Consider the following 26063-nt stretch of genomic DNA (forward strand, 5'->3'; position numbering starts at 1 on the left):
CCTAGAGTCGTTCCATGCCGCGCCGCAACCCGGGAACTGAATCCGCCACAGGCGTCAGGGTTGCCCGTGAACGCCTGGCAGCGACGCGCTGGGCTGCCCGGGGTGCGGAAGATGCTGCGGATCCGGGCGAATCCGCGGATCCGGGCCGGGAACCAGGCGACTCGGCGGGGCTGCTGGAGTTGCAGGTTCCGGCGCCAGGCAGCCCTGTCCCGGTCCGGGCAGCTGATGCCGTCCTCGCCGCTGGACGGCGCGTAGGGGGCGGCACTTCACACCATGTGGATGAAACCCGCGGGTACCGCCGGGCCGGGAGACAGGCGCTGGCTGTACGATTTCGGGCCAGGACAGGGGTTAAGGCTGCTGCCCTGCTGGGCGTCCTCGCCGTGGTCCTGGGCGGCTGCTTCTGGTGGCAGGCCGGGACCGGCGGCGCGCAGGTGGTGGCTCTTAGCGACTCCGCCCCGGCCGCCGAGGAAGCACCCGATCCGGCGGATGGCGCGTCAACCGCGCCGCGGGGAGATGATGCCACCGCGGAGCCGGAAAGCATCGAGGTCCATGTTGCCGGTGCCGTGGCCAGCCCGGGGGTGGTTCAACTGCCGGCGGGAAGCCGGCTGCATGAGGCGCTTGCAGCGGCGGGCGGCCCCACGGTTCTCGGGGATCCGGACCGGCTCAACCTGGCCGCCGTGCTGGAGGATGGGCAGAAGGTCCTGGTACCCATCCGCGGCGAACCGGGTCAGGCCGATGCGCCCATGGACGGCTCACCTGCGCCCGTTTCCGGTACGGGCGGCACAGGGCCAGTCAGCGGTGCCGGGAAAGTCAACCTCAACACCGCCGGCCTCGAGGAACTCGGGACCCTCCCGCGCGTCGGGCCGGTGCTGGCGCAGCGGATCGTGGATTGGCGCCAGCAGCACGGGCGGTTCAAGACAGTGCAGGAGCTCGACGCCGTCGATGGGATCGGTCCGAAGTTGCTTGAGGCCCTGCTCCCGTTGGTGGGTATCTGACGTGGCAAATCCTGAGATCGAAAAGCCCTGCACTGCACAGCCTGGCGCTGCACAGCCTGGCACTGCACGGCGTGGCGTGGACCGGACCGGCCCGCTGGGTTCTGTGGCGGTCCCGCAGAGCCGCTGGCAGCGCTACGTCGATGCGGCCGTCGATTCCCCGGCGCGTGCGGAGCACGGGGACCCGGTGGCCTCCGGCCGGATCCGCGGATCCGGCAAACCCGCGCGCTACACCGCCGCGCGTCAGCGCCCGATCGAACGGACACGGCGGACGGACCTTCGCCTGGTGCTCCCGGCACTCCTTGTCTGGGGGACCGCCGTTGCCGGAAACTGGCTGTCCCCTGCAGGGCTGGCCGGTCTCTGCACGGCGCTGGCGGCGGCCGGAGGCATGCTCATCGTGGCCGGTCGCGTCATCCTCGGCCGTTCTGGGCTCCGCCCGTCGAGGGAGCGGGGCGCCAGGAGTGGGCGGTGTGGCCACGGGTGCGGCCGCAGTGCCGGGCAGACGGTTCCGCGCAGCATTCGCGCCACGGTGGCCGTGGCGCTGTTGCTGTCCCTCGCGGCAGGCTCGCACGCCGCCGTCGAGGCCTCCCGGCGGCACGACGGCGCCATCGCTGAAGCTGTGGCCGCCCGCGCGGCCGTCGTCGCGGAACTGGAGATTGCAGGCGCCCCGCGGCGGCTCAGGATTCCCGGGGCCGGTGGCCTGCCGGACCGCTGGGCAGTTCCCGTGATCCTGACGGCGATGACCTTCGGCGGCCACAGGGTCGCCGGGGACGCGCGGTTCGTCGTCATGGGCGGGGCCACGTGGGGAGACGCCGTTCCGGGCCAGCTCCTGCGCGCCACGGGCAAACTCCGTCCCTCCGCGCCAGGGGAGCCGGAGGCAGGACTTCTGTCAGCGACGTCGGCGCCAGCCCTGTTGCGGGGACCCGGGCCCTGGCAGCAGGGCCCCGGGGAGCTTCGCCTCGCCTTCACCGCCGCGGCGGCACGGTTCGGGGGCGACGCCGGCGGGCTGCTGCCCGGGATGGTCACCGGCGACACCAGCGCCCTGGACCCCGAGCTGGAAGCCGCCATGAAGACCGTCGGGATGACGCACCTGACCGCCGTCAGCGGGGCCAACTGCAGCCTGATCCTCGGGACGCTGCTGCTCGCCGCCCGCACGCTCCGGCTTCCGCGCGCGCCAGCCGCCGCGGCCAGTCTTGCGGGGCTGGCGCTGTTCGTCCTCATGGTGGGACCGGATCCGAGTGTGCTGCGGGCCGCCCTCATGGGCAGCATCGGCCTCGCGTCCGTAGCTTTTGGCCGGGCGGGGCGCGGACTCAGCCTGCTCTGTGTTGCCGTCATCGGGCTGCTGCTGGCGCAGCCGGTCCTGGCTGCCAGCTTCGGATTCCTGCTCTCGGTCCTGGCCACGCTGGGAATCGTGGTCGCCGGACGCCGCATCATGGACTGGCTGCCACCTTCGGTGCCGCGCTGGGCTGCAGCCGGCGTCGCCGTACCCCTGTCCGCCCAGCTCTTTTGCGGCCCGGCGATCGTGTTGTTGCAGCCGCAGTTCGGCGCCTACACGCTGCCCGCGAATGTGGCCGCTGCAGCGCTCGTGGCGCCCGTTACGCTCCTCGGCACGGCCGCCGTGGTGCTCCTGCCCGCTCTCCCGGCCGCCGCGGGCCTCCTCATGGCCGCAGCTGCTGTCTTCGCAGGCGCGGTGGCGGGGGTCGCCCGGCTGTTCGCGGCTCTCCCGGGCGCCGCCTTGCCATGGCCGGAAGGAGTCTTCGGTGCAGCCACCATGGGAATCTTTTCCGCGGCTGTGCTGGCGGCGGCGTGGCTCGGCCTGCACCCTGCCGCGGTCGCCCGTGGCGTCCTCGCGGCACACTCGCGGGTAGTCGCCGTCCTCGATGGACGGTCGCACGCGGCGACACGGTCAGGCGCCCGGCGGCCCGTCGGCCGCGGCTTGGAGCACCGGTCCGGGCGTGGGACGCTTAGAGTCCGCAAACCAACTTCCGGGAGGAATCACGAGTGGCTGCTGCCCAGACCCAACGGCCCAGGACCTCGGCGTCGAACACCGCCACCTGGCGTGACGTGACACCTGCTGCCGTCGTCCTGGTGGGCGGTCCGGAAGACTACATAGGTGCCCGGGCCATGGACCGTATCCGCGCGCAGGTCCGCGCAGTGGCGCCCGACGTCGAAATTACGCGGCTCAATGCCGGCAGCTACACGGCCGGGTCCCTGGCCATGAACGTCAGCCCTTCGCTGTTCGGCGAACAAAAGCTCATCGAGGTTGACGGGCTCGAGGCGATGAACGATGCCTTCCTTGCCGATGCCCTGAAGTATGTGGTCCAGCCGGAACCGGAAGCCTTCCTGGTGCTCCGCCACGGCGGGGGAGTCCGCGGCAAGAAGCTGCTGGACGCCATCAAGGCCGCGGGCTGGCCCGTTGTCGACTGCCAGCCGCTCAAGAAAGACGCCGAGAAGATCGCCTTCGTCACTGCCGAGTTCCGGGCGGCCTCCCGTCGTATCGACCCCGACGCCGTGCACGCCCTCGTTAATGCGGTTGGCGCGCAGCTCGCCGAACTCGCCGCCGCCTGCAGCCAGCTGATCGCTGACGCCACCACCGGCGTGGACGCGGCCATGGTGGACAAGTACTACGGCGGCCGGGTCGAGGCAACAGGTTTCAAGGTCGCCGACGCCGCGATGGCCGGCAACGGCCCGCTGGCCCTCTCCACTCTTCGCCACGCCCTGGCCACCGGCGCGGACCCGGTGCCGATCGTGGCTGCCCTGGCGTCGAAGTTGCGCTCCCTGGCCAAGGTGGCCGGCGCGCAGGGGTCGTCCTCGCAGATCGCCAAGCAACTAGGTATGCAGCCTTGGCTCGTCGAACAGGCCCAGCGGGAAGTCCGGCGCTGGACGCCCGAGGGGCTGGTCCGCTCCATCCAGGTCACCGCCGAGGCAGACGCCCAGGTCAAGGGCCTCTCCCGGGATCCTGTCTATGCCGTGGAACATGCGGTAACGGTGATTGCCACCTCGGCCAGGAGTTCCTGACACCCGCGTTCGAACCCAGTGGCCCGGCGTGTCGGCCCTGCGGGTCCGGCCGGACCAGGTGCGGCGTGTCGGCCCTGCTGGCGCGGACCCGGCTGCGGGCAGCCTGCGGCGTACCGGAGTCGTACCAGAACGGGTCCGGAGCCGGCCCGTTGCGGAACCGGTTTAACTGGATGTGGCCGGCGCCCAAGGGGTGCCGGCCACAATCATCAGTTCAAGTGAACTGGAAACCTTAGAGCGCGTTGACCTTCTTGGAGATGGCCGACTTGCGGTTTGCAGCGTTGTTCTTGTGGAGAACGCCCTTGCTGACGGCCTTGTCCAGCTTGCGGCTGGCAGAAAGCAGTGCAACAGCCGCAGCATCCTTGTCGGTGGACTCAACGGCGGTGTTGACGGCGCGGATGGCCGTCTTCAGCTCAGACTTGACTGCGTTGTTGCGCAGGCGAGCCTTTTCGTTGGTCAGGATGCGCTTCTTCTGGGACTTGATATTAGCCACGTGTGAACTCTCTTTTTCAATGCGGAAAATGGTCTAGAGGGCTTTCAGATTGGCCATTGACTGAGCGGCGTGGGGATACCTATGGCGACCAACCATCTGTGGCCGTCGACCTGCACGGACACACAGCTGTAAATAATAGCAGAGATCAACGTGCAGGCACGAGTGCGGGTGGCGATCCGTCGCCGCGCACGGCGTCCGCCGGGTCAGCTCCAGCCGTGCCGCTGCCGCAGCGCGGCCGCGATGAGGTTAAAGCGGCCTGCGTCCAGGATCGCTCCTTCGCGCCGGATGTCCTTCGCGTTGATCTGCAGAACCCGGTCCAGTTTCGCTTCGCTGGGCCGCCACTGACGGTCCCAGGGTCCCGTGCCGATGTCCACGTAGTCATCCGACCGGCGGGAGTCGCCGTCGTGGTCCTTGCTCGTCAGCATCAGGCCCAACAAATACCTGCCGCTGGCGCCCACCAACAGCACCGGACGGTCCTTGCCCTGGGAGTAGTCCTCTTCGTAGGGCACCCAGGTCCAGACGATTTCGCCGGGCTCGGGCAGGCCGTTGGGTGCGGGGGCATAGCGGACGGCGGCCCGCCCCCGGAAGTCGCCGGGATATGTCCCGGTCAGTCCGGCGGCCGGGGTGCCGCCTGTGGAGCGGGCCGGGGTACCGGGACGCGCCTGGCCCGGCCGCCGCTTCGCCGCAGGCTTTCGGGCAGGTTTTGCCGCCGGCCCACGGGTGGTTCCCGGTGCGGAGCCGCCAAGTTTATCCAGGAAGCGCAGGGCATCGCGGACCGCGCCGCTGATCGATCGTAAGTTCCAAGCCATGGGGAAACCATACCGGCAACCCCCGCAGGGAAAGGGGCAGGGAAACAGGGAGGGAGAGGTGGGGCAGAGGGTGGCCGGCAGTCGGCGGGCGGCCAGGCGCCGGCGGTCCCGGGAACGGCGCAGCACGCAGCCAGAGCCGGGGGGCCAACCGCAGCCGAACCGAGGCCAGACCGGCGGGCGGAATGCCGCCGAGAGTCCACCGGACCCAGGGCAGCGCGCAACGCAACGCAGGGATGCACTGCCACTGGCCCGGACGTGGGAGACTATAGGGACAGAATTGCGCCACGTCGCAGGATGGCATACGAGCATCCGCACCGAGCCGTGGAAAAGCCAACAGTAATGCCAACAGTAAGGACCCTGCGTGTCTCCCATGGCCCGCACCGCCCCGGTGCCCGCCGCAACAGATCCGGCCATCATCCGGAACTTCTGCATCATTGCGCACATTGACCACGGCAAATCCACACTGGCCGACCGGATGCTCCAGTTCACCGGTGTTGTCCAGTCCCGTGACATGAAGGCCCAGTACCTGGACCGCATGGACATTGAGCGCGAACGCGGCATCACCATCAAATCCCAGGCCGTCCGCATGCCCTGGGAACTCGACGGCACCAGCTACGCGCTGAACATGATCGACACCCCCGGGCACGTCGACTTCACGTACGAGGTCTCCCGCTCGCTCGCGGCCTGCGAAGGCGCGATCCTGCTGGTGGACGCGGCCCAGGGCATCGAGGCCCAGACCCTCGCCAACCTCTACCTGGCGATGGAAAATAACCTCACCATCATCCCGGTCCTGAACAAGATCGACCTCCCGGCAGCCCAGCCCGAGAAATACGCGGCGGAACTCGCCAACCTGATCGGCGGCGACCCCGACGACGTGCTCCGCGTCTCCGGCAAGACCGGCATGGGCGTCGAGGTCCTGCTGGACAAGATCGTCCGCGACCTGCCGGCACCGGTGGGCGATCCGAACGCCCCCGCCCGGGCCATGATCTTCGACTCGGTCTACGACACCTACCGCGGTGTGGTCACCTACGTCCGCGTCGTCGACGGCATGCTGCGCCCGCGTGAACGCATCCAGATGATGTCCACCCGTGCCACGCACGAGCTCCTTGAGATTGGTGTGAGCTCCCCGGAACCCACCCCCTCCAAGGGCCTTGGCGTCGGCGAGGTCGGCTACCTCATCACCGGTGTGAAGGACGTCCGCCTGTCCAAGGTGGGCGACACCGTCACCAACCTGGCCAAGCCGGCCACCGAGTCCCTCCCAGGCTATGCGGACGCGAAGCCCATGGTTTTCTCCGGCCTGTATCCGCTCGATGGCACGGACTATCCGGTGCTCCGCGATGCGCTGGAGAAACTGATGCTCAACGACGCCGCACTGGTGTACGAGCCCGAAACGTCGGCCGCGCTGGGCTTCGGCTTCCGCGTGGGATTCCTGGGCCTGCTGCACCTGGAAATCACCCGCGAGCGGCTCGAACGCGAATACAACCTGGACCTCATTTCCACTGCGCCCAACGTGGAATACGAGGTCACGCTGGAGGACAAGAAGGTCGTCCACGTCACCAACCCCAGCGAATACCCCACCGGCAAGATCGCTGAGGTCCGTGAGCCGATGGTGTCCGCCACCATCCTTGCGCCGAACGAGTTTGTCGGCGCCATCATGGAGCTGTGCCAAAGCCGGCGCGGCGTCATTGGCGGCATGGACTACCTCTCCGAGGACCGGGTGGAAATCCGCTACCGCCTGCCGCTGGCCGAAATCGTCTTCGATTTCTTCGATATCCTCAAATCCAAGACCCGCGGCTACGGGTCACTGGACTGGAAGGCCGACGGCGAGCAAGTGGCCGACCTGGTCAAGGTGGACATCATGCTCCAGGGCGAACAGGTTGATGCGTTCTCCGCCATCACCCACCGCGACAAGGCCTACGCCTACGGCGTGATGATGACCGGCAAGCTGCGCGAACTCATCCCGCGCCAGCAGTTCGAGGTGCCCATCCAGGCCGCCATCGGCTCCCGGATCATCGCCCGCGAAAGCATCCGCGCCATCCGCAAGGACGTCCTCGCCAAGTGCTACGGCGGTGACATCACCCGAAAGCGCAAGCTGCTGGAAAAGCAGAAGGAAGGCAAGAAGCGCATGAAGATGGTGGGCCGCGTCGAAGTGCCGCAGGAGGCTTTCATCGCCGCGCTGACAACGGACGAGTCCAAGGACAAGGCCAAGAAGTAACGGTGCAGGTAATGACTGTTGCTGCAGTATCGGCAGGCCGGGCCCGTGCCTAGCGTTCTTCCCCTCGGCGACCCGGCGCCGGTGGACGGGCTGCTGCCCGCCCAGGCCGGTGAGGGCGCCGATCAGCGCGCTTTCGGGCTGTACGTGCACATCCCGTTCTGCGCCGTCCGTTGCGGGTACTGCGATTTCAACACCTACACCGCCACCGAGCTGGGCGGCGGTGCCTCCCAGGGCGCCTACGCCGCCACCGCGATCGCGGAGGTGGAGTTCGCCGCCGCGGCCCTGAGGGGCAGCGGCCTGCCCGACCGTCCCCTCAGCACGGTCTTCTTCGGCGGCGGCACCCCCACGCTGCTGCCGGCGGAGGACCTGGCGCGCATCCTCACAGCCGCGATCGACGCCTGGGGACTGCAGCCCGGCGCCGAGGTGACCACCGAGGCGAACCCCGATTCCGTCACGCCCGCATCCCTGCAGCTGCTGGCCGACGCCGGGTTCACCCGCGTCTCCTTCGGCATGCAGTCGGCCGTGCCGCACGTCCTGAAGGTCCTGGACCGCACCCACACGCCCAGCCGGGTGCCCGAGGTGGTGCAGTGGGCGCGTAGTGCCGGGCTCTCGGTCAGCCTCGACCTCATATACGGGACGCCGGGGGAGTCGCTGGAGGACTGGCGCTACTCGCTCGAGACCGCACTGTCCTACGCCCCCGACCACATCAGCGCCTATGCCCTGATCGTTGAAGACGGCACCAAGCTTGCCGCGCAGATCCGCCGTGGCGAAGTGCCGGAAATCGACGACGACGACCACGCCGCCAAATACGAACTCGCCGACGAACTGATTTCCGCCGCCGGGCTCAACTGGTACGAGGTCAGCAACTGGTCCCGCACCCCCGAACAGGCCTGCCGGCACAACCTCGCCTACTGGCGCGGGGACGACTGGTGGGGCATCGGGCCCGGGGCACACTCGCATGTGGGCGGCGTCCGCTGGTGGAACGTCAAGCACCCCACCGCCTACGCCAACCGCCTCGGCGCCGGCGCCTCACCCGCCGCCGGACGCGAAACGCTGGACTCCGAAACCCGCAACGTGGAACGGGTCATGCTCGAGGCCCGGCTCAATTCCGGACTCGACATCCCAAGCCTCGGCGGCCTGGGGGACACCGGCAGGCACGCTGTCGCGGGGCTGATCGCGGACGGCCTCGTGGACCCCGCGGCGGCTTTCAAAGGCCGGCTCATTCTCACGCTTAAGGGCCGGCTGCTGGCCGACGCCGTCGTCCGCAGGATCCTGCCGGACTAGTCTGCCCGGCAAAGCCTCCAATAGTTGGCTGCCGCATCAGCGGCCACAACACACCCTGCCGCACAAAACAGAGCCGGCCGCTGCCCCTGAAGGGCGGCGGCCGGCTCTCTTGCTTGGTCCGGGCAGGCCGGCTATTTGATCCAGCGCAGGTTGAACTCGTAGCGGTGCGGCTGGCCGCGGTTGACGTGGATGCCTGCCGCCACCGAGAAGCACGTCACGGCGATCCAGATCACTGTGGCGAGTACGGCGAAGAGGTTGCCCACTACCGGGATGAAGACCAGCAGATTGGCCAGCACTGCGGCTAGGGTCGGCGGCAGCGTGAAATTGAGGGCTTCCTTGGATTCCTGTGCGGTGAACGGGCCGCGGTCCTTGAAGATGAGGTAGATCAGCAACGACGGCACGCAGCCCAGGATGCCGCCGAAGTGCGCGAGCGTGGCCCACTGGCGGTCCTCGCTGGCCGTCAGCGGCAGCGCGTTTGCCGGAACGCCATGGTACGGGGGCTGGCCATGGCCAGCCTGATTGCCCGTGTGTTCGCGTGCGTTATCTGCCACGGTGTAGCCCTTCGGATTGCGGTGATGCGTTGCTGCCTGGGTTGTGCCTGAAATAGCCGGGACCGCACCGGAAGCGCGGCCGCCGTTTCAAGAATACTTGCTCGGGCCCGGAAATGGAGATCACGGGCGGCCGCCGCGGCGGACTAGGGCACGGTGAGGAAGTCAATGACCTCTTCCACGCGGCCAAGCAGCGACGCCTCCAGATCAGCGTAGCTGCGGACAGCCCCCAGGAGTTTCTGCCAGCCGAGGCCGATGTCCTCCTTTGTGGAGTGGGGCCAGCCGAAAGCCATCAGGATCCCGGTCTTCCAGTCCGTGCCGCGGGGGATCACGGGCCACTGCTCGATCCCCAGGACCGCGGGCCGGATGGCCTGCCACACGTCAACGTAGGGGTGCCCCACAATCAGGACGTTGCCGGCGGCGCCCGGTGAGGCCATGACGGCGTCGGCGATCCGCGACTCCTTGGAGTCGGACACGAGGTGGTCTACGAGTACGCCGAGGCGCCGGCCAGGGCCCGGGCCGAAGTCCGCCACGGCGGCCGCGAGGTCGTCAATGCCGTGCAGGGGCTCGACGACGATGCCCTCCACCCGGAGGTCATCGCCCCACACTTTCTCCACCAGCTCGGCGTCGTGCTTTCCTTCCACCCAGATGCGGCTGGCCTTGGCCACCTGTGCGCGCTGCCCCGCCACCCGCACCGAGCCCGACGCCGTACGGCCGGCCCCGGCGGCCGGTGCCGTCTTCTTCGGGGCCGGCGGCATCAGGCGGATGGGCTGGCCGTCCAAGAGGAAGCCGAAGCCGAGACGGAAGGACCGCGACTTGCCCCGCCGGTCCTCCAGGGCCACCACGTGCATGCCGCCGGACTTCTCCACCCGGGTTACGGCGCCCACCCAACCGGACTGGACCTCCTCGAGGACCATCCCGCGTTCCACCGGGACTTCCGGCAACTGGGTCTTGGCGGGGGCGGACAGGTCCTGGGGTCCCCAGTTCTGGTACGACATCTCTACACGCTAACTTTGCACTCGGAATGTACGGGCGGTCGGTGGAACTCTCCGGGGGCCGGAACCGGACCGCGACGACGCGGCAACGGCAGCGGCTGCCACGGTCTCGGCGCCGGCGTGACGGGAATCGCGTTCCCGCGGGCCACGCCTGGAGCGAATCCAATGCTAACAACGCGGCGACTCATATTAGACTGGTTAGCACTTAGGCATGTCGAGTGCTAACCCTTGTCCTGTGTCGGGCCGTCCGTGCACCACTTGTGGACCCGGACGGACGAGGGGAGTGGCACCGGCTGCGGGACAGTCGACAGGAGGTGGAGCGTGAGCGAACCGCGCAAACTCGAAGTGCTGCGCGCCATCGTGGAGGACTACGTCCATTCGCGTGAGCCCGTTGGTTCCAAAGCGCTCGTTGAACGGCACCATCTCGGCGTCTCGAGCGCCACGATCCGAAATGACATGGCGGCGCTGGAAGACGAGGGTCTGATCACGGCACCGCATACGAGCGCCGGCCGGATCCCCACTGACAAGGGCTACCGGCTGTTCGTCGACCAGATCTCGGCGGTGAAGCCGTTGTCGCCGGCCGAGCGCCGGGCCATCCAGGCGCTGCTGGAAGGATCCGAGGACCTCGACGACATCCTTGACCGGACCGTGAGGCTCCTCTCGCACCTGACCAACCAGGTCGCCGTCGTGCAGTATCCGCTGCGCAGCCGCGCCCGGGTGCGGCACATCGAGTTCGTGCTGCTGGCGCCCCGGAAAGTGCTGGCGGTCCTGATCGCTGACACCGGCAAGGTGGAGCAGCGCGTGATCGACGTCGGGCAGGACATTCCCGACGACGCGCTGGCGGAATTGCGGACGAGCTTTCTGGCCAGCCTGTCCGGTACACCGCTGAGCCTGATGCCGCAGCTGCTGCCCGCCGTCGTTGCCGGCGGCCCGCCCGCGCGGCGCGGAGCAGCCCAGGCGCTGGCCCGCGGCCTCGAGGCCCTGGCCACGAGCAGCCGTGAAGAGCGCATGGTCATGGCCGGCACCGCCAACCTGGCCCGCTCCAATGTGGACTTCCCGCTCAGCATCGGCCCCGTGCTGGAGGCCCTCGAGGAACAGGTGGTCATGCTCCGCCTGCTCAGCGAAATGGCCGAAGACCCGCGCGGCGTGACCGTCAGCATCGGTCGGGAAAACCCCTACGACGGTCTCGCCGAGGCCTCGGTCGTGGCCACTGCATACGGGCCGGACGCCACGGCCAAGGTCGGAGTGCTTGGGCCCACCCGGATGGACTATCCCACCACCATGGCGGCCGTCCGAGCGGTGGCCCGCTACCTTTCGAGGATCCTGGGCCCCTGACAGGCCCGGGACCGAATACGACTTCTTGCCCCACAGGCAGTGCCCACAGGCAGTACAACAAGGAAGAGATACACACTTTGAGCAGCCACTACGACGTTCTTGGAGTCTCCCGCGACGCATCGGGGGAGGAGATCAAGAAGGCCTACCGGAAACTGGCCCGGACCCTGCACCCGGACGTGAACCCCGGGGAGGACGCCTCGGACAGGTTCAAGGCCGTCACGCACGCCTACGAGGTCCTCTCCGATCCGCAGAAGCGCCGGGTCTATGACACCACGGGCAACGAGAACGGTACCGACAACGGGTTCGGCGGCGGCAGCTACTCGGGCCAGGGCTTCGCCTTCCAGGACATCTTCGAGACCTTCTTCGGCGCCGGTGGCGGCCAGGGCGGCCCGTCGTCCCGGGTCCGCCGCGGCCAGGACGCGCTGATCAGCGTCCGGATCGACCTCCGCGATGCGGTGTTCGGCGTGAACAAAAAGCTCGAGGTCGACACGGCCGTCATCTGCCCCACCTGCGAGGGGTCCTGCTGCCGGGAAGGCACCCACCCGGTCCGCTGCGACATCTGTGGCGGCAGCGGTCAGGTCCAGCGCGCCGTGCGGTCCATCCTGGGCCAGGTCATGACGTCCGCCCCCTGCGGGTCTTGCGAGGGCTTCGGCACCGTCATTAAGGACCCGTGCAACGAATGCAGCGGCCAGGGCCGGATCCGCAGCCGCCGCTCCCTCACCGTCAAGGTCCCGGCCGGTGTGGCCACCGGCACCCGCATCCAGCTGTCCGGCCAGGGCGAGGCCGGCCCCGCCGGCGGCCCCGCCGGGGACCTGTACGTGGAGATCAGGGTCAACAACGACGCCACTTACGTGCGTGAGGGCGATGACCTCCACGCGAGCCTCAACATTCCCATGACGGCGGCCGCCCTCGGCACCGAAATATCCCTCGACACCTTCGACGGACAGCAGGAGATCGACGTCAAGGCCGGCACCCAGTCCGGCGAGATCATCACCCTTCGCGGTCTCGGCGTCACGCACCTGCGCGGCCACGGCCGCGGTGATCTGAAGGTGCACCTGCAGGTGGAAACGCCGGTCAAGCTCGATCACGTCCAGGAGGAACTTCTCCGCCAGCTGGCCAAGCACCGCGGTGAGCACCTCACGGAAGGAAAGCTCGCGGCCAGCGGCGGCGTCTTCGCCAAACTGCGGGACCGGCTCGGTAACCTGTAGCGGTGAGTAACCCGGTCTTCTTCACCGCCCCAGGCGCCCTGGACCAGCAGGTCCCCGGCTCGGCCTTCGTCCTCGGGGGCACCGAGGCCCGCCACGCCGTCACCGTCAAACGGATCGGCGTCGGCGAAGCCGTCGACATCGCGGACGGCGCCGGCAAGCGCCTGACCGGCACCGTGACAGCCGTCGCTGCCGGGGAGCTGACCGTCGAATGCGTGGGCCTGGCTGAGGAACCACGGCCCGGAACACGGCTGGTCCTGGTCCAGGCCCTCGCCAAGGGCGACCGCGATGAACTGGCGGCCGAGACCGCGACCGAGTTGGGCATCGACGCCGTCATTCCCTGGCAGGCCGAGCGGTCCATTGTGCGGTGGAAGGCTGAGCGGGCCGCGAAGGCACATGCCAAGTGGCAGTCGGTGGTGACGGCAGCTGCCAAGCAGGCGCGCCGGGCATGGATTCCCGAGGTCCGGGCCGCCGTCGACGGCGCCGGGCTGCAGACGGTCGTAGCGGCGGCAGACCTCGCCGTCATCCTGCACGAGGACGCTGTGCGCCCGCTGCGGCAGGTACTCGAGGCCTGGCTGGAAAGTGTTGGGCCCGGCGAGGTTGTGGCAGACGATGCCGGATCCCGTGAGGTCCTGCTGATCGTGGGTCCGGAGGGCGGGATCAGTCCGCGGGAGGTGACCCGGCTTTGCGACGCCGGCGCAGTTACGGCCCTTTTGGGGCACCATGTGCTGCGTTCGTCCACGGCCGGGCCCGCCGCCACTGTGCTGGCCAGCGATATCCTCGGCCGCTGGTGACCTGCGGCAGCCGGCGCCGCAGGTGACGTGATGCCTTGTTGAGGTGACGGCTATTTGACCGTAAACCCGCGGGTGTCCTGGAATACTTCCTTGGCGCTGTCGGATGCGTCCACCTGGGACACCCGGACCTCGTAATTGCCCGGGCCGAGGTTCACGGACAAGGTGAACAACCCGGGCCGGGCTGCATCGGCCGAGGCGGTGGCGCTGCCGTTGAGATACGCGGTCTTGGCGTTGTCGCCGTCGCCGTCAACCTTGAGGATCGCCCAGCGGAGCTTCCCGCCCTGGACGGTGCTGCGGCCACTGATCTTGACCGAACCGTCGGCCACGGACGTGCCCTCCTGCGGATCAATGATCCACACAGGTGCCACCATCCCGGCGCTGCGGGACGTCGGCTCGCCCAGCCGGACATGGTTGAACGCGACGTAGTCGGTGTGCCCGTCCACCAGCACAACCACCTGGACCTGCTGTCCGGCATCGATGAGGCCGGCGCTGGCCGCGGCAGCTGTCGCCGTGTAGACGAGCTGCTGGATGGCGCGCTCGGCCATGGCCGCATCCACGTTGCTGTTGAAGGCATCAGCGGAGACATCCACCGTGATGACGTTCTTGCCGGAAATCGACGTCGCCAGCTTCTTCGGATTTTGCCAGGGCGTGAAAAAATCCGGGTCCAAGGGCTTCTGCGACATCATGACCCGAAGGGCGCGGGTGACGGGATTGTCCTGATCCGGAACGTCGCGGAACTCGCGGTAGAGAAACGCGTTGTCATTGGCCCGGCCGATCCAATACACCGGAGCCTTGTTCGACGTCTGGGCAGTCTCGAGCGGTGCGCTCGTGGTGGGGACGCCCGACGCCGGGGCGGGAATGAGCTCTGATGGACTGCTGGAATTTGTGATGCCGCTCTGCGGCGTCGCCACGCAGCCGGACAGGACGAGCACGGCAGGCAGCGCCAACGCCAGCGCGACGCGGCGGACGCGCCCCACCGATGGCTGCTGAGCTCCACGCTTCCTGATGCCGCTGTCCCTTCGTCTTAAGCCCCGCGTCCCGCGGTGATGATCCGTTTGTTGCCGTCGCCGGCCGCTGACAGCCGCCCGATCCCTCACCGGCCGGAGGCCGGCCCGGCGATGCCGGGACAGCCGGATTCCAGCATGGCACACGGGCGCGGCGCGGAAGCCGGGTTTGGGCCCTGGCGCCGGAACTGCAACGGGAACGATATGAGGCCGATACAAAGTTGATACCTAATGGCGTCCGCTTGTGGTTCCTTGCGCTGACGTGGTCCGGGCGAGGGGACGCAGCACCAGGCGTATCAGTGCATTGGCATGCCATCGCGGAGGCGGAGCCGTTTCCTCGCCGCTGCTGGGAGGCCAGCGTAGGGCGTCAGGGCCAGGAGTTCGACACTTTTCCAGATCGTCGGCCTTTGCGCCCAACGCTGTCCGCACCCGGTCTCCAAGCACTTCGGTGCGCAGCAGCGACGGGCATGGGAGGGCACGTTGACGACGGCGAGTCCGGCCAGGCTTGGTGGAGGGCCGGTGCTTGTAAGGGATGTTTAGGGCAGACTGGTGGCGTGAGCGGAATCCCATGGGTGCTGCACGTCGATCTCGACCAGTTCATCGCGGCGGTCGAAGTGCTCCGGCGGCCGGAGCTTGCTGGCAAGCCGATCATTGTCGGCGGTCGGGGCGACCCCACGGAACGCGCCGTGGTGTCGACCGCATCCTACGAAGCGAGGGCGTTCGGCGTGGGTTCCGGAATGCCCTTACGCATTGCTGCCCGGAAAGTGCCCGAAGCTGTGATCCTGCCCGTCGATCAGGAGGCTTACCTCGCGGCGTCTGAAACGGTCATGGCTACCCTGCGCGCGCAGCCCGGCGGCACCGTGCAGGTCCTCGGGTGGGATGAAGCTTTTGTAGGCACCGAGACGGAGAATCCGGAAGCCTACGCCCGGCAGCTGCAGGCCGCTGTCCTGGAGCGAACGCAGCTGCACTGCAGCGTGGGCATCGGCGACACCCTGGTCCGGGCCAAGGTCGCCACCGGTTTCGGCAAGCCGGCCGGCGTCTTCCGTCTCACTGCCGGGAACTGGCTCGACGTCATGGGCCGTCGGCCCACCAAGGAGCTCTGGGGCGTCGGAACCAGGGTGTCGGGCAGGCTGGCCAAACTCGGCATCAACACAGTGGCCGAGCTAGCCGCGTCCGACCCCCGTGACCTGGTCCCGGAGTTCGGCCCCAGGATGGGACCTTGGTACGCGGAGCTCGGACGCGGGGACGGTGCCAGTGTTGTGGACGACACTCCGTGGGTTGCCCGAGGGCATAGCCGGGAGACCACCTTCCAGCGCGACCTGACCGAACCCGCCCAGGTCGACGACGCCGTGAGGGAGTTGACAGCGCGCGTCCTGGAGGATGTTGTGGCCGAAGGTCGGCCCGTGGTTGGGCTGACCCTCAAGGTCCGGTACGCGCCGTTCGTCACCAAGACCCACGCGAGGAAGCTTCCCGAGACATTCGACCGGGACGAAATCCTCGCGCAGGCGCTGGACCTCGCAGCCGGAATCGAAGCGGACCGTCCGATCCGGCTCCTGGGCCTGCGGGCCGAAATGGCAATGCCCGACGATGCCCGAAAGGGACATACGCCGACTCGCGGCGGCTGGTGACGGCGTCGCTTCCTTACCGGTGCAGCGTTCTGCGGGCCGGCTGCAAAATGACCCTGGCAAGCTCTCAAGTCAAAGTTAGGCTGGGACGATGGAATATCAGATCCGCCAGGCCGCGGTCGAGGACGCTGATGCCGTTGTCAGGATGCACACCCTGGCCCATGAGGAATGCTACGGGCACCTTTTGTCCCCGGCGTTCTTCGATGCCCGCCGTGCCAGCATGCCGGTGCGCGTGGAAAAACGCCGACCGTATCTGGACAGCGCCCAGCCGCGAATCATCGCCGTGGACGAGAGTAATGAAATAGTTGGATTTGCCGACGCCGGTACGGGGCGTGACGATGACCTGCCTGGCGAACTTGAGCTTTACTCCATTTACACTCTGAGGCGCACTCATGGCACTGGGCTCGGTGTCGCCCTGTTGAAGGCCGCCCTCGGCGATTTACCCGCCTACCTGTGGGTCCTTGAGGCCAATGTGCGCGCTCAGGCCTTTTACGCCAAGAACGGTTTTCAGCCTGATGGGACGCGTAAGTTGCTTTCACCCGAATGGGAGGAACTACCTGAAATACGGATGGTCCGCTCCGACATTTAGCCGGGCAGGTGTCACGCTGAACGTCGACTGAGGAAGTACCTTACTTTGGCGGTGCGCCCGCAAAGGCACCCGTCCGTTAGAGTCGGACAAATGAAACGGGCTGTGATCCTTGGAGGCACTGGCGTTCTCGGCCGCGCGATTGCGTGGCGGCTGATCCGTGCCGGCTGGGCTGTGGACGTGACGGGCCGGGACCGGACCAAGATGCCGGCTGACCTGGCTGCCGCCGGTGCCCGATTTATCGCCGCCGACCGTCGTGACGACGCCGCACTGGCCGGGGTGATGGCCGGTGGTGCCGATCTCCTCGTGGACGCGGTGTGCTACACCGACGCCGACGCCCGGCAACTCCTGCCGCACCTGGCCGCGGTGACCTCGGCCGTCATGCTTTCGAGCAAGGCTGTGTACGTTGACGCCGCCGGCAACCACGTCAATTCCGATGTAGCGCCCCGCTTTGATGCGCCGATCCTTGAGAACAATCCGACCATGCGGCCGGGAACCGGGGACTACCAATCCCGGGAAGGCTATGGCGCCAACAAGGTGGCCGCAGAGAACACCCTCCTGGACAGCGGCCATCCCGTGACGGTGATCCGGGCGTCCAAGGTTCATGGTGAGGGCGCGGCCCTGCCCCGGGAATGGATGTTCGTCAAACGGGTGCTCGACCGGCGCCCGGCCGTGTTCCTGGCCCATGCGGGGCAGGGCGCAGACCACACGACGGCAGCGGTGAACACGGCGGCCCTCGTGGAACGGGTTGCCGCCGTGCCCGTGGCACGGATCCTCAACAGCGCCGATCCAGATGCGCCGAATGCCCGGCAGATCGCCGCAGCAATTGCCCGCTACCTGGGCCACCACTGGGAAGAAGTGCTTCTGGATGACAGCGCACCCGCGGGCCTCGGTGACCATCCGTGGGATTTCCGGCCTCCGCTGGTACTGAGCACCAGGGCCTCCCTCGACCTCGGCTATGAACCTGTGGGGACATACGCTCAGACCATCCCGCATCAGGTGGACTGGCTGGTGAAGGCGGCAGCGGCGGGAGCCATGCCGGGAACCGGCGATCCGTCCCTCAAACACTATCTCGACTACGCCCGGGAAGAGCAGTTCACCGCTGGTTCGGCCCTGCGAGCACGTTAACTTCCCCTATGAAGGACTAAGTGTTGAAGACACGAAGGGTTTGTCGACGAGGATGGCGGCCTGTGGATGTTTTTCCTTGGCCCTCGGTGAACGCACCAGCTGGGCGCGCATCTCAAAGCCTTGTTCGGTGAACCGGAGCGCCACCTCCTCGGGTGCGTGCAGTTCCGCCCGGAGCTGGACGTCGTGTCCGTAGGCACGGTCAATCGTGCGGTGGCCGCTGCCGGCGTGGAAGGCGACGAGCGCCGAACCGCCAGGGCGGAGCGCCCTCCAGAACTCGCGCGCGATCGCCGGCAGAGCCGTCGGGGGAGAGTGGATGATCGAGTACCAGGCGAGGACACCGTCCGCAGCCGCGTCGGCCTGGGGCAGGTCCGTCAGCTCTCCCAGCTCGAACAAGAGCCCGGGATGCAGTTGTTGCGCGATCCGGACCATTTCGGGCGACAGGTCGACACCGCTGACGTTCAGCCCCGCGTGGCCGAGGTAACTGGTCATGCGTCCGGCACCGCATCCGACGTCGATCACCGTCCGGTCCGCCGTGCCGCGCATGTGGGCGATGAAGTGGTCCATCATGGCCATATCCAGCGGGGCCTCGAAACTGGTATCCGGGATCACCGCTGAATAGGTCTCGGCGACTGTGTCGTACGCGGATCTGACGTCCATCAAATTTTCCTGGTTTGCCATCAACCGAGCCTAACGGCCATGGCCGGCGAACTCCTGGTGCCGAATTCTTACGTCATGCAACGGGTCCGTGACGCGTTGTGTCGTTGCGCGACTGTGCGTTGCAGCCGGGCTTGGGAACCCGCGTCTGCGGTGGTTGATTGGGGCTACCAGCGCTCGAAAGGACCCGCCATGACGGAACATTCTGACCTCAGCCCGAAGGCACTCCGCCACATTCTCGGACACTTCGCCACCGGACTGACGGTGATCACCGCAGCAACCCAGCACGGGCCGGCCGGTTTCACTTGCCAGTCCTTCGCCTCCCTGTCCCTGGAGCCGGCCCTGGTCACTTTCAGCCCCGCACGGACATCGAGCACCTGGCCGCTGCTGCGTGCGGCGGGTCGGTTTGCCGTGAACATCCTGGCGGCAGAGCACCAGCATCTGGCGGGGCAGTTCGCGCGCTCGGGGACGGACAAGTTCGCCGGCGTCGGCCATTCTCCCTCGCCGCTGGGCAACCCCGTCCTGGATAACGCCCTGGCCTGGGTGGATTGCGAACTCCACCAGGAGTACGACGGCGGCGACCACACGATCGTCGTCGGCGCCGTCCGCGCCCTGGGCGCCCGCCCCGACGCTGAGCCCCTGCTCTTCTACAAGGGACGGTACGCGGGCGTCGGGTCCCGCGCCGGCGCGCTGGAGAGCGCGGCTTGACCGTGTCGGAACCGGAACGGGTTCCGAAGCCGGAGCGGGCGCCGGAACCCGGCAACGCGGAACAGCCGTGCCCGGCAACAGGCGCCCACTGGCTCGAGGGGTGGGTCATCTTCGGAAACGCCTACCCGTAACGGCCGGCGCCGGATCCCCTCCGGCGTCGGCCGCGCCGCGCTGGCGTAAGATGGAAGCACCCGTAGACCCTGGCCGCGGGCGGTGCGAACCGCCGTCGGTACGGATCACGGCGACAGACCATATTCATACTGGAGGGGACCAGAGGCCCGCGGGCCAACACCATGACTGAAGCAGCGAACGGCAAGGCCCGGTTCAGCGCCCGAGAACGCACCGCAGGGGAATTTCCCCACTCCCTACCAGGGCTGCGGACGGAGGTGGTCTTGTTCGACGACTCAGAGCAGATGGTCCAGTCGCTGGGCAGCCATGACGAAGCCCTAAGGTTCATCGAAAACCAGTTCCCCGCCGTCGATTTCCATGTCCGGGGCAACGAGCTTGCGATCAGCGGTCCTGCCGCCGACGTGCCGCGCATCATGCGCCTGCTCAACGAGGTGCGCGGGCTGGTGGCCCGGGGCACCGTCATCACCCCGGCCGTGCTGCAGCAGCTCGTCTCCCTGCTGCGCAGCCAGTCGCTGCAGAACCCCGTGGAAGTGTTGACCACCAACATCCTCTCCACCCGGGGGAAGACCATCCGGCCCAAGACGCTGAACCAGAAGAACTATGTGGACGCGATCGACGCCAACACCGTGATCTTCGGGATCGGTCCGGCCGGTACCGGCAAGACCTACCTGGCAATGGCCAAGGCCGTCCAGGCCCTGCAGCAGAAGGAAGTCAGCCGCATCATCCTGACCCGTCCTGCCGTCGAGGCGGGGGAGCGGCTCGGCTTCCTGCCGGGCACCCTGAGCGACAAGATCGACCCCTACCTGCGGCCCCTGTACGACGCCCTGCACGACATGATGGACCCCGAATCCATTCCCCGTCTCATGGCCGCCGGCACCATCGAGGTCGCCCCGTTGGCGTACATGCGAGGCCGCACGCTGAACGATGCCTTCATCATTCTCGATGAGGCGCAGAACACCACGCCGGAACAGATGAAGATGTTCCTGACCCGTCTGGGCTTCGGCTCCAAGATGGTGGTCACCGGCGACATCACCCAGGTGGACCTGCCCTTCGGCACCCGCTCGGGGCTCAGGATTGTCGAGGAGATCCTGCAGGGAATCGAGGACGTCAACTTCTCGATCCTGGACGCCTCAGACGTCGTCCGGCACCGCCTGGTGGGGGATATCGTCAACGCCTACAGCATCTGGGACGAAGTCCAAAGGAACCGGGTCAAGCACTCTGTTGCCCGGGAAACGCGGGGAGAACACGCATGAGCATTGAGGTCAACAACGAATCCGGCGTCGTCGTGGACGAGGCCGGGCTCGTGGCGCTGTCGCGTTTCATCTTCGAAAGCCTTTACATCCACCCGCAGGCGGAGCTGTCCATTCTGCTCGTGGACGAACCGGCCATGGAAAAGCTGCACCTCGAACTGATGGACGAGCCAGGCTCCACCGACGTCCTCTCTGTCCCCATGGACGAGCTGACCCCGGGAACGCCGGACAAGCCGACGCCGCAGGGCATGCTCGGCGACATCGCCATCTGCCCCCAGGTGGCCGAGGTCCAGGCCCGCAACGCCGGCCACTCCACCCAGGACGAGATGCTGCTGCTGACCACGCACGGCATCCTGCACCTGCTGGGCTATGACCACGCCGAGCCGGAAGAGAAGGAAGAGATGTTCGGGCTGCAGCGCGAACTCCTGACCGCCTTCACCGGCAAAGCGGCCCCGTCCGAGACGGTTCAGTGACCCCACTGATCCTCGCCGGCATGGCGCTGGTGTTCCTTAGCTTTGCCGCAGTGCTGACCGCTGCCGAGTCCGCGTTCAACTTCCTGCCCCGGCACGACGCCGAGCAGGCGGTCCTGAACAGCAGGGGCACCTCGCTCAAACGCATCCTGGCCCAGCCCGTGGGGCACATGCGCGCCCTGCGGTTCTGGCGGGTCTGGTTCGAGATGGCCGCCGCCGTCGCCGTGACCGTGCTCCTTTACAGCATGCTGGACAACGTCTGGCTGGCCGGACTGGCGGCCACCGGCATCATGGCGCTGGTCGGCTTCGTGATCGTGGGGGTGTCCCCGCGGCAGCTCGGCCGGGTCCACTCTGCCGCCCTGGTCCGGTTCAGCGCCCCGCTGGTCCGGTCCCTCTACGCCGTGCTCGGCCCGATCCCGGGCTGGCTGGTGCGGCTCGGCAGCGTCGTGGCTCCCGGCGCGCCGGCCGACAGCGAGGCGTTCTTCAGCGAGGAAGAATTCCGCGAACTCGTGGACCGGGCCACCGAGTCCGACGTGATCGAGGACAACGAGGCCGAGCTGATCCAGTCGGTCTTCGACTTCGGGGACACCCTGGTCCGCTCCGTCATGGTGCCCAGGACAGACATCCTCACGATCGACTCCGGGTCCAGCCTGCACCGGGCGATGTCGCTGTTCCTGCGCTCCGGGTACTCGCGGATCCCGATTATCGGCGAAAACACGGACCAGATCCTAGGCATTGTGTACCTGAAGGACGTTGCCGCCTCGCTCCACAACCTCGGCCCGGACGAGGAACCCCCGGTCGTGGACGAGGTGGCCCGCGAGGTCCGCTACGTGCCGGACTCGAAGCTCGTCAGCGACCTGCTCCGCGAACTCCAGAAGGAATCCACACACGTTGCGATCGTCATCGACGAATACGGCGGAACGGCGGGTCTGGTCACGCTCGAGGACCTCATCGAGGAGATCGTCGGCGAAATCGTGGACGAATACGACACCGAAAGCGCCGAGGCCGTGGCCCTGGGGGACGGAAGCTACCGGGTCAGCGCCCGCATGAGCATCGATGACCTCGGCGAACTCTTCGACCTCGAGCTCGACGACGACGAAGTAGACACCGTGGGCGGCCTGCTCGCCAAGGCCCTCGGGCGGGTGCCGATTGTCGGCAGCACCGTCCAGGTCCACGGACTGTCCCTCCGCGCCGACAGGCTGGAGGGCCGGCGGAACCGCGTCAGCCACATCATTGCGGCCGCCGTAGCAAAAGAACAAACTGACCTTGAAGACCTTCTCGACGAGGCCGCACCAATCCAACAGGGAGTCTCACGTGAGCAAGCAGAATAAGTCCGACGGCGACGCAGCCTACGGCGGCTACCGCGCCGGTTTCTCGGTGCTGGTCGGACGGCCCAATGCGGGCAAGTCCACCCTCACCAACGCCTTGGTCGGCCAAAAAGTCGCGATCACCTCGGCCAAGCCCCAGACCACGCGCCACACAATCCGTGGCATCGTGCACCGGGACGACGCCCAGTTGATCCTCGTTGACACCCCGGGCCTGCACCGCCCGCGCACGCTGCTGGGGAAGCGGCTGAACGAACTGGTCGCCGATACCCTCGCCGAAGTCGACGCGATCGGATTCTGCCTGCCGGCCAACGAGAAAATCGGCCCGGGGGACAAGTTCATTGCCGCCCAGCTCGCCGCCATCCCCAACAAGCCCATCATCGCGATCGTGACCAAGGCCGACACCGTCGACCGCCAGGCCCTCACCGAGCAGCTGCTCGCCGTCGCCGCCCTGGGCCGCGAGGTCCTCGGCGAGGACGGCTGGAAGGACATCGTCCCGGTCTCCGCCACTGACGGCTTCCAGGTCGAGACCCTTGCCGACGTCCTGATCGGTCACATGCCGGCGTCGCCGCCGCTGTACCCCGACGGTCACCTGACGGACGAACCGGAAGCGGTGATGATCGCCGAACTCATCAGGGAAGCAGCCCTCGAAGGAGTCCGCGACGAATTGCCGCACTCCCTGGCCGTCGTCGTCGATGAGATCGTTCCGCGGGAAGGCCGGCCCGAGGACCGTCCGTTCCTGGACGTCCGCGTCAACCTGTACGTCGAGCGGCCTTCCCAGAAGGCCATCATCATCGGCAAGGGCGGTGCCCGGCTCCGCGAGGTGGGCACCAACGCGCGCAAGGCGATCGAGGCGCTGCTCGGTGCCCGGATCTACCTTGACCTGCACGTCAAGGTCGCCAAGGACTGGCAGCGCGACCCGAAGCAGCTCGTCAAACTGGGCTTCTGAGACGCGCTGTTCTTAGGCCGCTATTGTGGCCGTTGGCCCTTCCCGCCGCTCCCAAGAGAGGGCCATCGGCGTTTTCTCAGATTCGGACTCTAAAATGGGCTGACTCCCCGTTCGTTTAGGAAGGCTCAACAAGTGGTTCGACCCCGTGACAACCGTGCCGACGGATCCGCCCCGCCGGCCCGGTCAACAGCCGCTGCCCGGCACACGGCCGATCCTGCCGTTGGTCCGGCCCGCCACCTCGGCTCCGCCCGCCGGACCCCCACCTGGCTGAAAGTCTTTACGGGCGTGGTGGCCGTGCTCTTGGTCGGCGTGATCGCCTTTGGCGCCTACTGGACCATCCGGCTCCAGGGCAACCTCACCAAGGCCCCACTGAGCGCCGGCAGCATCAAGACCGAAGGTGCCGTGAACGATTCGACGGACCGGATGCAGATCCTGATCCTCGGCTCGGACACGCGCGACGGGAAGAACTCGCAGTACGGCACCAGCGATGACGCGACCGGATATGGGCACTCGGATGTGATGATGCTGATGGACATCTCCGCGGACAACAAGCGGGTCAACGTCGTCAGCTTCCCCCGTGACCTGCTGGTCGACATCCCCAAGTGCAAGGATCCGAAAACCAACAAGGAGTACCCGGCCCAGACCGGCGTCATGATCAACTCGGCGATGTCCGAGGCCGGCATCGGCTGCGCCGTGGACACCGTCAACAAGCTCACCGGCCTGGAGATCGACCACTTCATGATGGCCGACTTCAATGCCGTCAAGGAACTCTCCAACGCCGTGGGCGGCGTGTCAGTGTGTGTCAGCGACGCCGTGTATGACCCCGACTCGAAGCTGCGCCTGCCCAAGGGCACCTCCACCGTCCAGGGCGAGCAGGCCTTGTCGTTCGTGCGCACCCGGCACGCCTTCGGCGACGGCGGCGACCTCGGCCGGATCAAGGCCCAGCAGGGCTTCCTGTCCGCGCTGACCCGGAAAATCAAGGACGACGGCACCCTCACCAACCCGGCCCGGATGCTCGGCATCGCGGACGCGATCACCAAGAACCTGACCATCGACGACGGTCTGGCCTCGGTGCCGACGCTGCTGACCGTGGGCAACCGGCTGAAGAACATCGACGTCGGCAAGGTAGCCTTCGTGGCCACGCCGACAGTCCCGGCCGAAACGGACATCAACCGGCTGCAGCTGGCCGAGCCCGCGGCATCCCAGCTGTTCGCCGCCATGCGCAACGACGTGGACCTGACGGATCCGACCGCGAAGCCGAGCGCTTCCCCGAGTGCCAGCGCCACGCCGACGCCCAGCCCCACCGCCCCGGCCTATGACAAGACCCTGCAGCCCGTCACCGTGGCCAACGGCTCGGGTGTTCCGGCCCGGACCCAGGAGATCATGCAGGCCATCAAGGGCGCCGGTTTCACCCAGGTAGGCCAGTTGACGGCTCCGCCCGTCGCCGCGACGGCGGTCTACTACGGTGCGGACTACGCTGACGTGGCCGGGGACGTCGCGGCCCTGCTCGGTGTGGCGCCGGACCGGGTGCTCCCGGCCGCCGGAGTTGCCGGTGTCCAGGTCTACCTGGGCAGTGACTTCGCCAACGGGACGCCGACCGCCGCCGCTGCCCCGCAGCTGCCCAAGGACATCGTCAACCAGACAGCCGGCGACACCGTTTGCCAGCAGGCCAACCCGGAACTGATCACTCGCTGACCCGGCAACCAGGAAGGCCCCCGTTCAGATTTTCCTGAACGGGAGCCTTCCTTTTTGTCATGGGTGCTGGACGGCGGCCTTTGGAGGCTCTTCCACGTCCTGCGGGGTCGTGGGGTCGTGGGGTCGTGGAACACGGTATGGACCTCAACCGCGCACCCGATAGCGCAGGTGAAGCACCCGGTTGCCCTGAATCACCACGTCGGGATCCTCCAACAGGTGCTGGGCGTGGACCGACCCGAAGTAGCGCTTGCCTGACCCGAACACGACGGGTACGACGTCCATGCGCACCTCGTCGACCAGGCCCGCGGCAAGCATCTGGCCACCGACGTCACCAGCGGCGACCTCGACGATGCGGTCACCCGCAAGCTCTTGCGCCTTGGCCATGGCTGCCTCGACGCCGTCGACGAAGTGAAACGGCGCCTCGGGGTCCCAGCCCTCGGGCTGCGGCCGGTGCGTCACGACGACCACGTGGTCGATCCCGCTCGGCGGCTTCCCGTCCCAGCCGTCCGTCAGGTCGAAGACGTGGCGGCCGACGAGTGTCGCCCCGATCTGGTCCCAGTACGGGCGGGTGTAGTCGTAGGAGGCCTGCGACACCTTCACCTCGCCGCTCTCGTCCAACGGGACGTCACCGTTGGATAACCAGTCGAACAGCGGTCCGGGCTGGTCATTCTCGTCCGCGACGAAGCCGTCCACCGACACCGAGCTGTACATGACCACCTTGCCCACGGGGCTCTCCTCTGCTTTGGGTGCCCCCACATTAGCGTGTCGTGAGCTGTCGCTCTAGTAAGAAATCAGCCGGCCGGCAGCGCCGATGAGCTCCTTGAACCGCGTGCCGGATGAGTGCTGCTGACACAG

24 protein-coding genes are annotated in these 26063 nt (G+C 67.5%); 17 read left to right on the forward strand and 7 right to left on the reverse strand.

Annotated features, from left to right (window positions below):
• Positions 1–14: 14 nt before the first annotated feature.
• Genes AC1DRO_RS00770 through holA form a run of 3 tightly spaced genes read left to right on the forward strand, consistent with a single transcriptional unit; the run spans position 15 to position 4010 of the window.
• Positions 15–995 (forward strand): ComEA family DNA-binding protein, encoded by a 981-nt coding sequence (locus AC1DRO_RS00770; RefSeq protein ID WP_476949433.1) that lies wholly within the window; start codon positions 15–17, stop codon positions 993–995.
• Position 996: 1 nt separating this feature from the next.
• Positions 997–3060, forward strand: coding sequence for a ComEC/Rec2 family competence protein (locus tag AC1DRO_RS00775; RefSeq protein ID WP_476949434.1), 2064 nt, complete (start codon positions 997–999; stop codon positions 3058–3060).
• The gene (gene holA, locus AC1DRO_RS00780; RefSeq protein ID WP_028276695.1) at positions 2994–4010 is read left to right on the forward strand and encodes a DNA polymerase III subunit delta; all 1017 of its coding nucleotides are present in this window, start codon (positions 2994–2996) and stop codon (positions 4008–4010) included. Before AC1DRO_RS00775 ends, holA begins: the two co-directional genes overlap by 67 nt.
• Positions 4011–4239: 229 nt before the next feature.
• On the opposite strand, the gene rpsT is transcribed toward holA, so the two are convergent.
• Positions 4240–4500, reverse strand: a complete 261-nt coding sequence (gene rpsT, locus AC1DRO_RS00785; RefSeq protein WP_018773112.1) for a 30S ribosomal protein S20 — start codon at positions 4498–4500, stop codon at positions 4240–4242.
• Between the two features lie 203 nt (positions 4501–4703).
• Positions 4704–5309, reverse strand: coding sequence for a type II toxin-antitoxin system PemK/MazF family toxin (locus tag AC1DRO_RS00790; RefSeq protein WP_476949435.1), 606 nt, complete (start codon positions 5307–5309; stop codon positions 4704–4706).
• A 361-nt stretch (positions 5310–5670) separates the two neighbouring features.
• Between AC1DRO_RS00790 and lepA the strand changes: the two genes are divergently transcribed.
• Together lepA and hemW are read left to right on the forward strand one after the other, a co-directional pair.
• A complete protein-coding gene (gene lepA / locus AC1DRO_RS00795) occupies positions 5671–7524 on the forward strand; it encodes a translation elongation factor 4 (RefSeq protein WP_476949436.1) in 1854 nt (617 codons plus the stop codon).
• Positions 7525–7569: 45 nt separating this feature from the next.
• On the forward strand, positions 7570–8808 hold the full coding sequence (hemW, locus tag AC1DRO_RS00800) for a radical SAM family heme chaperone HemW (RefSeq protein ID WP_476949437.1): 1239 nt from the start codon (positions 7570–7572) through the stop codon (positions 8806–8808).
• A gap of 131 nt (positions 8809–8939) precedes the next feature.
• On the opposite strand, the gene AC1DRO_RS00805 is transcribed toward hemW, so the two are convergent.
• Both AC1DRO_RS00805 and AC1DRO_RS00810 read right to left on the reverse strand, forming a co-directional pair.
• Positions 8940–9359 carry a DUF4870 domain-containing protein gene (locus tag AC1DRO_RS00805; protein WP_026537291.1) on the reverse strand — a complete coding sequence of 140 codons (420 nt, stop codon included), beginning with the start codon at positions 9357–9359 and terminating at the stop codon, positions 8940–8942.
• A gap of 143 nt (positions 9360–9502) precedes the next feature.
• Positions 9503–10354, reverse strand: a complete 852-nt coding sequence (locus AC1DRO_RS00810; protein WP_476949438.1) for a DUF3097 domain-containing protein — start codon at positions 10352–10354, stop codon at positions 9503–9505.
• A gap of 318 nt (positions 10355–10672) precedes the next feature.
• On the opposite strand from AC1DRO_RS00810, the gene hrcA reads away from it, so the two are divergent.
• The 3 genes from hrcA (at position 10673) to AC1DRO_RS00825 (ending at position 13685) form a co-directional block, all read left to right on the forward strand.
• A complete protein-coding gene (gene hrcA / locus AC1DRO_RS00815) occupies positions 10673–11686 on the forward strand; it encodes a heat-inducible transcriptional repressor HrcA (RefSeq protein WP_476943603.1) in 1014 nt (337 codons plus the stop codon).
• A 77-nt stretch (positions 11687–11763) separates the two neighbouring features.
• Complete coding sequence (gene dnaJ, locus AC1DRO_RS00820; RefSeq protein WP_243177400.1) at positions 11764–12894, forward strand: molecular chaperone DnaJ; 1131 nt, start codon at positions 11764–11766, stop codon at positions 12892–12894.
• Between the two features lie 2 nt (positions 12895–12896).
• Positions 12897–13685 (forward strand): 16S rRNA (uracil(1498)-N(3))-methyltransferase, encoded by a 789-nt coding sequence (locus AC1DRO_RS00825; protein WP_476949439.1) that lies wholly within the window; start codon positions 12897–12899, stop codon positions 13683–13685.
• Between the two features lie 50 nt (positions 13686–13735).
• On the opposite strand, the gene AC1DRO_RS00830 is transcribed toward AC1DRO_RS00825, so the two are convergent.
• Positions 13736–14662 carry a GerMN domain-containing protein gene (locus AC1DRO_RS00830; RefSeq protein WP_476949440.1) on the reverse strand — a complete coding sequence of 309 codons (927 nt, stop codon included), beginning with the start codon at positions 14660–14662 and terminating at the stop codon, positions 13736–13738.
• Positions 14663–15243: 581 nt separating this feature from the next.
• Between AC1DRO_RS00830 and AC1DRO_RS00835 the strand changes: the two genes are divergently transcribed.
• The 3 genes from AC1DRO_RS00835 to AC1DRO_RS00845 all read left to right on the forward strand — a co-directional run bounded on the left by AC1DRO_RS00835 (position 15244) and on the right by AC1DRO_RS00845 (position 18028).
• Positions 15244–16317, forward strand: a complete 1074-nt coding sequence (locus AC1DRO_RS00835) for a DNA polymerase IV (RefSeq protein WP_476949441.1) — start codon at positions 15244–15246, stop codon at positions 16315–16317.
• 88 nt (positions 16318–16405) lie between these two features.
• Positions 16406–16903 carry an N-acetyltransferase family protein gene (locus AC1DRO_RS00840; protein ID WP_476949442.1) on the forward strand — a complete coding sequence of 166 codons (498 nt, stop codon included), beginning with the start codon at positions 16406–16408 and terminating at the stop codon, positions 16901–16903.
• A gap of 90 nt (positions 16904–16993) precedes the next feature.
• Positions 16994–18028 (forward strand): NAD-dependent epimerase/dehydratase family protein, encoded by a 1035-nt coding sequence (locus AC1DRO_RS00845; protein ID WP_476949443.1) that lies wholly within the window; start codon positions 16994–16996, stop codon positions 18026–18028.
• Positions 18029–18034: 6 nt separating this feature from the next.
• On the opposite strand, the gene AC1DRO_RS00850 is transcribed toward AC1DRO_RS00845, so the two are convergent.
• A complete protein-coding gene (locus AC1DRO_RS00850) occupies positions 18035–18685 on the reverse strand; it encodes a class I SAM-dependent DNA methyltransferase (protein ID WP_476949444.1) in 651 nt (216 codons plus the stop codon).
• 189 nt (positions 18686–18874) lie between these two features.
• On the opposite strand from AC1DRO_RS00850, the gene AC1DRO_RS00855 reads away from it, so the two are divergent.
• The 6 genes from AC1DRO_RS00855 to AC1DRO_RS00880 all read left to right on the forward strand — a co-directional run bounded on the left by AC1DRO_RS00855 (position 18875) and on the right by AC1DRO_RS00880 (position 25208).
• Entirely contained in the window at positions 18875–19390 is a 516-nt protein-coding gene (locus tag AC1DRO_RS00855; RefSeq protein ID WP_476949445.1) for a flavin reductase family protein, read from the forward strand.
• A 293-nt stretch (positions 19391–19683) separates the two neighbouring features.
• Entirely contained in the window at positions 19684–20772 is a 1089-nt protein-coding gene (locus AC1DRO_RS00860) for a PhoH family protein (RefSeq protein WP_028276708.1), read from the forward strand.
• Entirely contained in the window at positions 20769–21242 is a 474-nt protein-coding gene (ybeY, locus tag AC1DRO_RS00865) for an rRNA maturation RNase YbeY (protein WP_028276709.1), read from the forward strand. Before AC1DRO_RS00860 ends, ybeY begins: the two co-directional genes overlap by 4 nt.
• The gene (locus AC1DRO_RS00870) at positions 21239–22570 is read left to right on the forward strand and encodes a hemolysin family protein (protein ID WP_476949446.1); all 1332 of its coding nucleotides are present in this window, start codon (positions 21239–21241) and stop codon (positions 22568–22570) included. The genes ybeY and AC1DRO_RS00870 overlap by 4 nt, the downstream gene beginning before the upstream one ends.
• Positions 22554–23513, forward strand: coding sequence for a GTPase Era (gene era / locus AC1DRO_RS00875; RefSeq protein ID WP_476870887.1), 960 nt, complete (start codon positions 22554–22556; stop codon positions 23511–23513). The genes AC1DRO_RS00870 and era overlap by 17 nt, the downstream gene beginning before the upstream one ends.
• Positions 23514–23645: 132 nt before the next feature.
• A complete protein-coding gene (locus tag AC1DRO_RS00880; RefSeq protein ID WP_476949447.1) occupies positions 23646–25208 on the forward strand; it encodes an LCP family protein in 1563 nt (520 codons plus the stop codon).
• 144 nt (positions 25209–25352) lie between these two features.
• On the opposite strand, the gene AC1DRO_RS00885 is transcribed toward AC1DRO_RS00880, so the two are convergent.
• Entirely contained in the window at positions 25353–25934 is a 582-nt protein-coding gene (locus AC1DRO_RS00885) for a dihydrofolate reductase family protein (protein ID WP_476949448.1), read from the reverse strand.
• Positions 25935–26063 lie beyond the last annotated feature (129 nt).

The sequence above is a fragment of the Arthrobacter sp. P4_F11 genome, from assembly GCF_056401395.1.